Source organism: Lentilactobacillus rapi DSM 19907 = JCM 15042, assembly GCF_001436255.1.
Classification (GTDB): Bacteria; Bacillota; Bacilli; order Lactobacillales; family Lactobacillaceae; genus Lentilactobacillus; species Lentilactobacillus rapi.
Map to the genome: position 1 here is coordinate 44,897 of NZ_AZEI01000002.1, position 12,300 is coordinate 57,196.

Here is a 12,300-nt window from a genome sequence, read left to right on the forward strand (position 1 = left end):
CCATGCAGAACTTAGATGAACTATATGAATTAATTTTAGATCGAAAAAACAACCCGAAGCCGGGTTCATATACGGAGTACCTGTTTAATAAAGGACTGGATAAAATTTTGAAAAAAGTCGGCGAAGAGTCGACTGAGGTGATTGTCGCCGCAAAAAATGACTCGGACCCGGATTTTATCTTGGAGGTTGCCGATTTGGCATACCACGTGGAAGTTTTGATGGCCCAAAGAGGAATTACGCCAGACCAGATTAAAAAGGAACTGGCAAGCAGGGAAGGCAAGAAAAGTTTGACGAAGGATCGGGCGGAGATTCAAAAATGGTAGTGTGCGCAGCAAAGCGCTTAGAAGTCGGAACATAAGCAGACTTCTGCTTTGCGGAGCACGATTCGGCTATGTTGCATTTTTCATCTCACCCAAACATTGCCACTGCCGCCACAATCTGTTACGGTACAACCAATCAATATTTACTAAAATTGGAGGCTCCCTATGGTTAAAGAAACAGTCAAACACTTAAACCCGTACGTTCCGGAGATGACGTTAGCGGAACTAAAAAAGCAACGTGGGCTCGATAAGCTGGTGCGTTTATCGGCGAACGAAAATGCATTTGGAACGTCTCCTGATGTTGCCAAAGCATTGGACAAATGGCATTATGCCGATTCGAATTTATATCCGGATAGTAACGCCGAAGAGTTGCGGTCAAGCATTGCTACCAGATTTAATATCAGTCCCGATAACCTGATCTTCGGAAATGGGTTGGATGAAATTATTGAGTTACTCAGTCGGGTCATTTTACAGCCGGGTGATGAGGTGCTGGATCCGGCCCCAACTTTTTCTGAATATCAACTGCATGCTCAGATTGAGGGAGCAAAAATTCGAACGGTTGACCTTGATGAATCCGGTCGAATTAATCTTTCAGCTATGAAACGCGAGGTTGATGAAAAGACACGAATGGTCTGGATCTGTAACCCTAATAATCCAACTGGAACCTTCATTTCGCCCCAAGCAATCCAAAGCTTTTTAGCCGATCTTCCAGCTGAGGTAACGGTCATTGTGGATGAAGCGTACATTGATTTTACGGGTGATAAACACGCGTCAGTCATTCAACTAACCAAGCAATATGCCAATTTGGTGGTGCTGCGGACATTCTCCAAAGCCTATGGGTTGGCAAACTTTCGGGTTGGCTTTGCCGTGTGTGGGTCACCGTTGATCGATTATCTGCAGGCTGCTCGGTTGCCATATAACTTGAGTACCTTTGCAGAAATTGCGGCGACTGCGTCATTTAAAGACACCGATTTTGTGGATCAAGTCGTTGAAACAGTCATTGCGGAGCGAAAGAAATGGGAACACTTTTTGATGAAAGCAGGGCTTCCCTTCTATGATTCTGCTGCTAATTTTATTTTCTTTCAGGTTAAGAATGGTGATTCCAAGGAACTTCATGAATACCTGCTTTCAAATGGCTATCTGTTAAGGGACGGGTTGCGAGACGGCTGGCTGCGGGTGACAATTGGCAAGCCAGAAGATAATCAGGCTGTCCAAGAACTGATCACCAAATTTCTGACCAATTAATTTCTATTCATTAATTGTGGCAATCATTTCGAGAATGAGTTAGTATAAAGTTTACTGGAAATTACGACCTTCAACTCGTGGATTCTCCAGAATCTAATTGAAATGATGGTGGTTTTATGCAAGACAACAGTCAAACTCGGGTTGTTGTTGGGATGAGCGGTGGCGTCGACTCTTCAGTTGTCGCCTATTTGCTCAAACAACAGGGATACGATGTGATTGGCGTTTTCATGAAGAATTGGGATGACACTGATGAAAACGGCGTATGTACTGCAACTGAAGACTATAAAGATGTTGCTAAAGTCGCTAATACGATCGGCATCCCATACTATTCTGTTAACTTTGAAAAGGAGTATTGGGACCGTGTGTTCACGTACTTTTTGGATGAGTATAAAAAGGGCAGAACTCCCGATCCCGATGTCATTTGTAATAAGGAAATCAAGTTCAAAGCATTTTTGGATTACGCTTTGGAATTGGGTGCCGATTACATTGCAACCGGGCACTATGCCCAATTAACTCGTGATGAAGATGGTCATAATCATTTGTTGCGGGCAAGTGATGGTAACAAAGATCAGACCTACTTCTTGAGCCAACTTTCTGCAGATCAGCTTGACCGGGTGATGTTTCCAATTGGTAACATGGTTAAGCCGGATGTTCGAAAGATTGCCCGAGAAGCTGGGTTGGCAACTGCTGACAAGAAAGACTCTGTTGGGATTTGTTTCATTGGCGAGAAAAACTTCAAGAACTTCTTAGGCCATTACCTGCCAGCCACGCCTGGTAAGATGATGACCGTCGATGGCGAAGTGAAAGGCCAGCACGATGGCTTAATGTATTACACGATTGGCCAGCGCCGTGGTTTAGGAATTGGCGGCGACGGGGTTGATAACCAACCTTGGTTTGTTGTCGGCAAGGACTTAAAACAAAACATCTTATACGTTGGCAAGGGGTACCATAATCCTTTGCTATATGCAGACTATCTTGAGGCTTCAGATATTCACTGGGTCAATAACTTGGATCGTGGTCAGGATTTCCATTGCACTGCCAAGTTCCGTTATCGCCAAAAAGATACTGGTGTGACCGTTCATATCAGTAAAGATGGTCAGTCAGTCCGGGTAGATTTCGATGCCCCAGTCCGCGCAATCACACCGGGCCAAGCGGTTGTCTTCTATGATGGCGATGAGTGCTTGGGATCGGCCATTATTGATGCGGCTTACAAGCAGGCCAAGGAGTTACAATACGTCTAGTGGAACTGATTTTTAAGCTAGATTTTTATATTTTATTTAAGCTTTTTAAAAACAAGCAGACTGCGACAATCGGCGTTTTGATCCCAGAATTTAACGAAAAGAACCAATTATTCCTGATTTTGGAATAGTTGGTTCTTTTCGTTAAATGGCCGGGATCAGCCGTTTGGCGCAGCTTTTATCCCAGTGGCTGAGGCGATCCAAGTGAATGATCATCGATGAAAAATTAATATATGTTCCAGCTGCTTTAATTTGGATTCCCAATATGACTAATCCGCTTTTTTTCATCCAATGAATTCAGTTTTCAATTTTTCTCCGCCAGCTAAATTGGACAATTGCCGCAACAAACAAGAGGAGAACTGCGAGCCCAGCAAAAGTGCTGCCAACTGTTAAGGCAGTTTCCAGGTTGTCGAAGAAGTCACTTTTTGAACTGTCAGCATGTTCTTCGTTCCTCGCTGATAAATGATTCATTGACGGGTACGCCCAACGTCTCATTCAGAAAAATGTCAAGACTTTTGGACATTTATTTCGTCGTTAATTGATTAACTGTTTTTCAGGATATCTTCAGATTTTTTGCTTTAACGTTTTGAATTTACAGCCTTTTCCTGTCATAATGTAAGAAGTAAAATGAGTTTTGGAGGAATGGAATTTGACTAAGTTGTACTTTGTTCGTCATGGAAAAACTGAATGGAACCTTCAAAGTCGTTATCAAGGTGCAGGCGGTGACTCGCCATTACTTCCCCAAAGCTATGAAGAAATGAATTTGCTTGGAAAGCATCTATCGAAAATTGTTTTTAATCACATTTATGCCAGCCCAATTAAACGTGCTCGGGTGACAGCAACGACCATTAATCGGCGGTTGAAAAAGCACCCACCGATTTCGCTATTGTCCCGGTTGGAAGAATTTCATCTTGGCAAGATGGAAGGAATGAAATTTGAAGACGTTAAGCGGCTATATCCGGAAGATTTCGAGGACTTTCGCAACCATCCGGATCTGTATGATCCAAAAGAAATCGGCGGCGAAAGTTATCAAGAAGTCATTGACCGGATGACCCCCGCCATTGTTAATATTGTGCAGAACAATCCTGAGGGCAACGTGTTGATTGTGAGCCACGGGGCTGCCCTGAATGCCGAAATGAACGCATTGCTTGGAGTGCCTCTGGCCGACCTGAGGAAACGGGGTGGCTTGGCGAATACCAGCACCACCATCTTGGAGAGCCAAGATTCTGGCAAAACCTTTCAATTGATTGATTGGAATGACACCAGTTATTTGAACAGAAAATTAGATGAAACCGATCTAGTCTAGGTGATAAACATGGCAGAAAATAGTTCAGATAAAGTAAAAAAATTACAAGAAAAAAATCGTGAAAATCAACGTAACTATACAAAAAAACGTGAGCAGGAAGAGAAGAAAGCCCACAAGTTGGTTCATGACCTCGTCCAAAAGATTGACAATGAACCCAAGAATTACCGCCATTATTACGAATTGGCAACATTGTTGGTTGAAGGCAAAGACTATGAACAAGCTGAAGAGCTATTGATGAAGGCGCTTGGATTATTTAAGGATAGCGGCGACGATGTGATTGATACCCTCAAGTTTGGGTTGGGCAATGTCTATTACGCTGCCCAGGAATACGATAAAGCAATCAAGATTTTTCAGGAAATTAACGATACGAAGCTCCAGGCTGAAGCCTATGCCATGTTAGCGCAAAGTTACATGGCAAAAGGCGACAACAAGCGGGCAATGGTTTTTGCGTTATCTGCCCAGAGTGGTAAACGTGACGATCCGTCTATCAATGAAATGATTGGTGATAATTTGTTGGCCTTGGGGAATTTTGCCCAGGCCGGGGAATTTTACGACAATGTACTCAAAGCCGAACCGCAGAACGGTAAGGCCAACTTCAATCGGGGCTTGGTGGCCATGGTTAACGGTGAGGACTTCGACAAGTATTTCAAGACCGCCAAACAAAGTGATCCGGACTACTTCAACCGTGGTCAGCAAAAGCTTAAAGATATCGAAAAAGTTGTTCAAATGAACAAATCGAAGGATCATGATTCTAAGGAGTCATGATGTTATGTGAGGAGGGATGGCGTGGACCGCTCGGTAGATTTATTTGATTCAGATAATCATCACGACGAGGCAAAATATGTAGATGGTCGGCTCAAGGCCATCTTCTTTTCCAGTAATGACAGCTTTTACAAGGTTGTCCTCGTTGAAATCACTGATACCAACATTAATTGGCCGGAAGACGAGATTGTTGTCACCGGCAATTTTGGTGATTTGGTAGAAGAAAACAGCTATCATTTTACCGGCAAACTCATTGACCATCCGCGTTATGGTAAACAGTTTCAAGCAACCAACTATACAAGTCTGATCGCGACAACTAAGGATGGGGTCATCAAGTACTTATCCGGCGATCAATTTCCTGGGGTTGGCCGCAAAACGGCTGAGCGGGTAGTTGATGCGTTGGGTGAGGATGCGATTGAAAAGATCAACGCTGACGGACGGGTCTTGGATGTTGTACCGATCAGTCAGAAGCTCAAGCACGCGATTATCGATAATTTGACCGTGGATGATAATCTGGAGAAGGTCATCATTGGTTTAAACAGTTATGGCTTTTCCAGTTCGATAGCTTCAGCAATTTACCAAAAGTATCACGAAGATGCGCTGAAAATTATTTCTGAAAATCCCTATCAATTGGTTGAAGATATTGATGGCATCAGTTTCCGGAAGGCGGATTCGATTGCCCTAAAATTAGGCATGGTTCCGGATGCCAACGAACGGATCCGAGCTGGCTTGATGTATGCCATCGACGAATTGTGCTTACGAAATGGCGATACGTATACCACGACTGCGCCGTTAGTTGCCATGGCAACTAGTGTGCTGGAAGGCAATTCCAACCAGAAGATTCCTGGCAAAAAATTAGCTGAATCAATGGTCGAATTAGCAAAGGAAAACAAGATTGTCGGCCAAGACGATCGAATTTATTTAACGCGTTTGTATACGGCTGAAGTTCAAATTGCCGAACACATCAACCGAATTATCAAGAATAAGGATGACAGTGAGTTTGATGATGCTGCAATCAAGAAGCAGCTTAAAATTGTCGAGAAGCAATTCGATATCACTTACGATGACTCCCAGGTTGCCGCCATTGTGCAGGCAATTCAATCACCGGTCTTCATTTTAACTGGGGGTCCCGGAACAGGGAAAACAACGATCATTAACGGAATTGTCAACACCTATGCCCGGCTCCATGAACTTTCCCTGGATGTCAATTCTTATAAGGACAGCAATTTCCCAGTTGTCTTAGCTGCACCGACTGGTCGAGCTGCCAAACATATGTCGGAGTCAACGGGGCTGCCAGCCAGTACCATTCATCGCCTATTAGGCTTAAACGGCCGGGAATCAAATGACGCTGATCCCACCAAGGATATTGAGGGAAACCTACTGATCATTGATGAAATGTCAATGGTTGATACTTATCTGTTTCGCTCGTTGGTCCGGGCAGTTCCAAATCACATGCAGGTCGTGCTGGTTGGCGATCAGGATCAATTACCGTCAGTCGGGCCAGGGCAAGTCTTTCACGATTTGTTGGTATCCAAACAAATTCCAGCCATGCAACTGGATACGATTTATCGCCAGGAAAAGGGGTCGTCGATTATTCAATTGGCCCACGATATTCATAGCGGCAAATTGTCACCGAATTTTGCGGAAAATCAGTCCGATCGGTCGTTCATTCCGTGTCGGGATAATCAGATTCCCTCAGTTATTGAACAAGTGACTCAGCGGGCCAAGCAAAAGCAGTTTGGCTTGATGGATGTTCAAGTATTGGCACCGATGTATCGTGGCAATGCCGGAATTGACCATTTGAATGACATTGTGCAGGAAGTCTGGCAGGATAAGCCTACTAAAAAAGTCGTGAGGATTCGCGAGCATGCCTATCGGATTGGTGACAAAGTGCTCCAGCTGGTGAATAATCCTGAGCAAAACGTGTTCAACGGTGATATTGGGATTATTGTCTCGATGGAAACCGTCAAGGACCAAAAGTCACCCACAAAGATTACAATTGATTTTGACGAGACTGAAGTCACTTATGAAAAAAGTGAGTGGAGTCAATTCACTTTGGCTTATTGTACGTCGATTCATAAGGCTCAGGGTAGTGAATTCAAAATGGTGATTTTGCCGATTGTTCACCAGTATTCGCGAATGCTGCAACGGAATTTACTCTACACAGCCGTCACGCGGGCAAGCGATTTCTTGATTATGCTTGGCGAACAAGACGCCTTTGAGCAATGTGTCAGAAGCGTTTCGGTCAACCGGCGGACCAGTTTAGTGAAGCGATTGGTGGATGCAGTTGGGCGGCCAACGAATCATCCGGTGGTAACTGATGAACTTAACAAGCCGCTGGATGGTGAACAAGAACAAGCCAAAGCGGATGCACCTGCTGAGCCTGATCGTTTAACCATTTCAGTAATCAATAACAACGAAATTGACCCAATGATTGGCATGGGGAGTACCTCGCCAAAAGATTTTATGTGATTCCCGCACAAAATTGTACAATTTAACCCTGGGATTATGGTAATATTTAGTTAAACAAGAATATTTGGAGGACATCATGACCGAGTTGAAATCGCATCCTAAATTAAAGTTGTTTTCTCTCAATTCAAATCGTCATTTGGCAGAAGCCATTAGTAAAAAGGTTGGCGTGCCATTAGGTAAAGCTACCGTTGAAAAATTCAGTGACGATGAAATTAAAATCAGTGTTGATGAAAGCATTCGGGGTGACGAAGTTTACGTCATCCAGTCGGTTTCAGACCCTGTCAATTCTAACTTGATGGAATTACTGATTATGGTCGATGCTTTGCGACGAGCAAGTGCGGCCTCAATTAATGTTGTGATCCCATACTACGGTTATTCAAGAGCTGACCGAAAGGCTCGTTCCAGGGAACCAATTACCGCAAAGCTAGTTGCATCATTTCTTGAAATGGACGGCGTTGACCGGGTTGTGACCCTTGACCTGCATGCCGACCAGATTCAAGGGTTCTTCAATATTCCCGTCGATCATTTAAAGGCCGACACACTGTTGGCCCATTATTTTACCGAAAAGCATTATGATTCAGATTTAGTCGTTGTTTCCCCTGATCATACCGGGGTTTCTCGGGCAAGAAAGTTTGCTGAACTGCTGAAGGCACCCATTGCGATCATTGACAATCGATCGCCAGAAGATGCCACAACTGTTCCGGAATCCGTGATTGGAAATGTTCGTGGGAAACGGGCAATTATCGTGGATGATATGATTGATACCGCATTTAAGCTGACAATTGCGGCAGAAACGCTGAAGAAAGCTGGGGCAACTGACGTTTATGCGATTGCCACCCATGCGGTATTTTCTGGAGATGCCCAAAAGCGGCTTCAAGATTCTCAAATTGAAAAGGTCATTGTGACCGATTCAATTAGTATTGCTAAAGAAGACCAATTTGAAAAATTGGAAGTTGTTTCAGTTGGTGATTTATTTGGTGAAGCAATTTCACTGATTCATAATCAAAAATCAGTTGGCAAGCTCTTTGGCAGATAAAAAATTTATTGTGAAGGTGATTTGATTTATGTATAAGGCAAATGACGATCGTTATGAAAACGCAGTAGTACGAAGGGCGGGCAATTCTGGTCTTCAATTACCAGCATTATCATTTGGATTGTGGCACAGTTTTGGCGATGATGCCAACTATGGCGACAGTGAGAAAGTCATGTTGAAAGCCTTTGACTCCGGTATTTTTTGTTTTGATAATGCATTTAACTACGGACCTAGTGCAGGAGCTGCCGAGCGCATGTTTGGCGAAGTTTATCGGGCAAACTTGAAACCCTATCGTGATGAATTAGTGATTACCACCAAAGCTGGTTTCAATATGTGGCCAGGGCCTTACGGGAACTTCTCTTCCCGAAAGACTTTGATTAATGCCTTGGACGGAAGCCTGAAGCGGATGGGGCTTGATTACGTTGATATTTACTATAGTCATCGATTTGACCCCAACACCAGCTTGGAAGAGACTGCCAACGCCTTAGACAGCATCGTGCGTTCCGGCAAGGCCCTTTATATCGGGATTTCTAATTATAATGCTGAACAGACCAAAGAAATTACCAAGTACTTCAATGAACTTCACACACCGTTTGTCGTCAACCAAGCTTCGTATAATATGCTAAATCGGGGTGTCGAAGATGATGGTCTCATCGATACGCTTGCCAGTGAAAACAAGGCATTGGTTGCTTATGGTCCATTGGCTGAAGGATTGTTGACCGACAAATACCTCAATGGGATGGATGATGACGTTAAGATCCATTGGAGTAACGAATTTGTCATCAAGCATGGCAAGGATGAACTGGTCAAGAAACTTAATGAGCTGAATGATTTGGCTAAGAATCGTGATCAGAATCTGGCTCAGATGTCGCTTGCTTGGCTGCTGCATAATAAGACGGTTGCCAGTGTTGTGACTGGCGCTTCAAAAGTAAACCATCTTGAAGATAATCTTAAAGCACTTAAGAATCTTGATTTCACTAATGATGAGTTAGCTCAAATTGACAAGATTGTTAAGGAATAAATCAAATAGTTTGCTGGGGTGCTGGGACAAAACGGGTGTTTTGATTCAAGCACCCCACATTTGTAAGCTATGAATGGAGAATTGTCATGACTAAAAAAGTAACAATTACTGATCTTGCTCACAAGGCAGGGGTTTCGGTTACCACTGTGTCCCAAATTTTGAATGGTAAACAGGATCGATTTAGCGACAAAACTGTTGAGAAGGTGCATCGACTTCGACGGGATATGGGCTATGTGCCGGATTTTAATGCTCAAAGCTTAATCAAAAAAAGTGGCCGAACCATTGGGGTGCTTCTCCCTAATATCAATAATCCTTTTTTCAGCCGTTTCTTGAGGGGGATTGAAGCCACTGCCATGGAGCATGACTATGTACCGCTTATTTTTGGCTCTAACAACAGCGAAACCCTTGAAAGCCACTATCTACTTGAATCGATCAGACGGACCGCAGACGGCATGATAATCGCTTCTGCAGTGTCCGACCTCAACTATATTGATAAAATCTTGAGTCAAAATGAAGTGCCATACCTGTTGGTTGATCAAGCCCCGGTTGTGGAAGGTGACCAAATTAACGCCAACAATTACCAGGGCGGCTCATTATTGGCCGAATATCTGTTGGCAAAAGGCCATCAAAATGTGGTCGTTGTTGCAGACTCTAACCCAACCCTGAATATGGAACATCGATTGGCTGGCTTTTTGGAGACATACAAAAAAGCAGGGCAGCCAATTTCCAATGATCATATTGTTAAGACCGATCTCACAAAAATGGGTGGTTATCAAGTAACCCAACAAGTCATTGAGATGAAGCCAACCGCTATTTTTGCCATTAATGATGAAATTGCGATTGGTCTTTACCGCGGGATCCATGAAGCTGGTTTAAACGTGCCAGCTGACATTTCAGTGGTCGGCTACGATGATATTGATCTAACCGAATACATCAGTCCTAAATTGACGACGGTCCACCAGGCAGCCTTTGAGATGGGGCAACATTCCGCCGAAATGATTATTGAGCGGATCGAAAATCGCGATGAGCCAATTCAAAGCGTCACGTTGCCAGTTAAGCTGGTTGAACGTGAAAGTGTGAAGAAGATTAACTAACGGATCATTCGAATAAAAAGCTTGTTAAACCCTTTCATCTCTGATAGAATCATTGGTGAAAGGTTTTACTTGCTTAATCTAAACACTTTAAAGAATAAGAGGAGCGTAACATGACGAATAAAGTTGTTGTTCTTGGTAGTTTAAACGTTGATACCACCCTGCATATTGCCCAGATGCCGAAACCGGGCGAGACAATCAGTGCAAAAAGTAAAACGAACTCTGCCGGTGGTAAGGGTGCCAATCAAGCAGTTGCAGCAGCAAGATCTGGTGCAACTACCAGCTTTATTGGCCAGGTTGGCCGGGACAGCAACGGTCAATTTATGATTGATGCGTTAAAGCGTGACGGTATTAATGTTGATCACATTAACGTTGACGAGGCAGATGGCACCGGTTCTGCGGTTATTTTGCTCGATGAACATGGTCAAAACAGTATTATGGTATACGGTGGGGCAAACCAAGCAATGAAGCCGGCAATTATCGCTGACAGCGAATCGTTGATTGATGGTGCAGATATACTCATCTCAGAATTTGAAACCCCACAGGAAGTGACGCTGGCGGCCTTTAAATTAGCCAAGAAGCATGGGGTAACCACGATTTTGAACCCTGCACCGGCTTCACAATTGATTGCTGGTTTGGCGGAAGTGACGGATTTGATTGTTCCAAATGAAACCGAAAGTGCTTCACTGACTGGGATTGAAGTTACTGATACTGCTTCGATGGCTGCCAATGCCGATAAGTTTACTAAAATGGGGATTAAAAACTTAATTATTACCGTTGGAGATCGAGGAGCTTATTATCATACACCGGCTGACGATGGTTTCGTACCGGCGTTCAAAGTTCATGCGCGAGATACGACGGCTGCCGGAGATACTTTTATCGGCGCATTAAGTTCACAAATAAATAAGGATCTTTCTAATATTGAAGATGCCCTAACTTATGCCCAAAAAGCCTCATCAATTACGGTTCAACGCTTGGGAGCGCTCCCGTCAATTCCTACAAAACAAGAAATTGAAAACGAATATAAATAAAAGTTATCGATAAAATTAGATTAACATTTAGCGCTAAAATCATTTTTAGTAAAGTGTTGCTTTAGGCGAAATTATCTGGTAGTATATCCAATCGTTAGCAGGAAATGATTAAGAAATACCTAACATTTCCTTGTGAGAAGTTTAAATTCGATGGAATTACAATTTAATTTTACATTCAAAGGGGTTTATAGCTATGAGTAATAAGTTAGAAATTCTTAAAGAGTACCAACAAGCATCAAACAAGCTAAGTGAGTTAAAAGATCAAGAAGCACAGTCTGTGCATTCACAGGCAACCGGTACCAGCGATACAGTTGTGATTCGACCACAATTTGGTAATGAAATGAAGCACTTGAATCAAGAGTGTATGCAGTTAAACATGATTTTGGAAGCAATGGATGCTTCTGAGGATTAGTTTTTAATTAAAGAGGTTTATTGATTGAATAGGGCTGGGGCAATTGATGATTGCTTGAAGCTCTATTTTTTGCTTAATTAGATTGAGTCAGCTTCGATGGTCTTAGCGCTGGAATGAATATTGATGTCGAACATTTCTGGGTGTGTCGGGAGAAAGCTACTCCGGGAAATTGGCGCTAAATGAATATCAAACAGAACCAGGCCGGGACATATAGTACATAATCATTCGTTTAGATGACCCTAGCCACTTAGATAGAAGCTGCTGCGACAAACGGCAGATCCCCGTCATTTAAGCCAAAAAAGTAATGCATTCCAAAATGAACTGAACCCCTTGAATTGGAGAAATCTAATTCAAGGGGTTTTATTATGT

The 12,300-nt window shown here is 43.2% G+C and carries 12 protein-coding genes; 11 read left to right on the top strand and 1 reads right to left on the bottom strand.

Annotation, left to right across the window (positions count from 1 at the left end):
* Positions 1-2: 2 nt before the first annotated feature.
* The 3 genes from hisE to mnmA all read left to right on the top strand — a co-directional run bounded on the left by hisE (position 3) and on the right by mnmA (position 2,806).
* Complete coding sequence (hisE, locus tag FD12_RS00330) at positions 3-323, top strand: phosphoribosyl-ATP diphosphatase (RefSeq protein WP_056981041.1); 321 nt, start codon at positions 3-5, stop codon at positions 321-323.
* A gap of 162 nt (positions 324-485) precedes the next feature.
* Positions 486-1,565: a histidinol-phosphate transaminase gene (gene hisC, locus FD12_RS00335; protein ID WP_054749006.1), complete on the top strand. Its 1,080-nt coding sequence runs from the start codon at positions 486-488 to the stop codon at positions 1,563-1,565.
* A gap of 116 nt (positions 1,566-1,681) precedes the next feature.
* Positions 1,682-2,806 carry a tRNA 2-thiouridine(34) synthase MnmA gene (gene mnmA, locus FD12_RS00340; protein ID WP_056981043.1) on the top strand — a complete coding sequence of 375 codons (1,125 nt, stop codon included), beginning with the start codon at positions 1,682-1,684 and terminating at the stop codon, positions 2,804-2,806.
* Between the two features lie 294 nt (positions 2,807-3,100).
* Here the strand turns inward: mnmA and FD12_RS13785 are convergent, their stop codons facing one another.
* Entirely contained in the window at positions 3,101-3,274 is a 174-nt protein-coding gene (locus FD12_RS13785; RefSeq protein ID WP_156404056.1) for a hypothetical protein, read from the bottom strand.
* 178 nt (positions 3,275-3,452) lie between these two features.
* Here FD12_RS13785 and FD12_RS00345 point away from each other — a divergent pair, with 178 nt between their 5' ends.
* The 8 genes from FD12_RS00345 (at position 3,453) to FD12_RS00380 (ending at position 11,931) form a co-directional block, all read left to right on the top strand.
* Positions 3,453-4,109 carry a histidine phosphatase family protein gene (locus tag FD12_RS00345; RefSeq protein ID WP_054749007.1) on the top strand — a complete coding sequence of 219 codons (657 nt, stop codon included), beginning with the start codon at positions 3,453-3,455 and terminating at the stop codon, positions 4,107-4,109.
* A gap of 9 nt (positions 4,110-4,118) precedes the next feature.
* Positions 4,119-4,874 (top strand): tetratricopeptide repeat protein, encoded by a 756-nt coding sequence (locus FD12_RS00350; protein WP_056981046.1) that lies wholly within the window; start codon positions 4,119-4,121, stop codon positions 4,872-4,874.
* Between the two features lie 21 nt (positions 4,875-4,895).
* Positions 4,896-7,343 carry an SF1B family DNA helicase RecD2 gene (gene recD2 / locus FD12_RS00355; protein WP_056981048.1) on the top strand — a complete coding sequence of 816 codons (2,448 nt, stop codon included), beginning with the start codon at positions 4,896-4,898 and terminating at the stop codon, positions 7,341-7,343.
* Positions 7,344-7,419: 76 nt separating this feature from the next.
* Positions 7,420-8,379 carry a ribose-phosphate diphosphokinase gene (locus tag FD12_RS00360; protein ID WP_054749008.1) on the top strand — a complete coding sequence of 320 codons (960 nt, stop codon included), beginning with the start codon at positions 7,420-7,422 and terminating at the stop codon, positions 8,377-8,379.
* A 28-nt stretch (positions 8,380-8,407) separates the two neighbouring features.
* A complete protein-coding gene (locus tag FD12_RS00365) occupies positions 8,408-9,397 on the top strand; it encodes an aldo/keto reductase (RefSeq protein WP_056981050.1) in 990 nt (329 codons plus the stop codon).
* An 86-nt stretch (positions 9,398-9,483) separates the two neighbouring features.
* Positions 9,484-10,491, top strand: a complete 1,008-nt coding sequence (gene rbsR, locus FD12_RS00370) for a ribose utilization transcriptional repressor RbsR (protein ID WP_056981051.1) — start codon at positions 9,484-9,486, stop codon at positions 10,489-10,491.
* A gap of 110 nt (positions 10,492-10,601) precedes the next feature.
* Positions 10,602-11,519 carry a ribokinase gene (gene rbsK, locus FD12_RS00375; protein WP_054749009.1) on the top strand — a complete coding sequence of 306 codons (918 nt, stop codon included), beginning with the start codon at positions 10,602-10,604 and terminating at the stop codon, positions 11,517-11,519.
* 193 nt (positions 11,520-11,712) lie between these two features.
* Positions 11,713-11,931 carry a hypothetical protein gene (locus FD12_RS00380; RefSeq protein WP_054749010.1) on the top strand — a complete coding sequence of 73 codons (219 nt, stop codon included), beginning with the start codon at positions 11,713-11,715 and terminating at the stop codon, positions 11,929-11,931.
* The last annotated feature ends 369 nt before the right edge of the window (positions 11,932-12,300 follow it).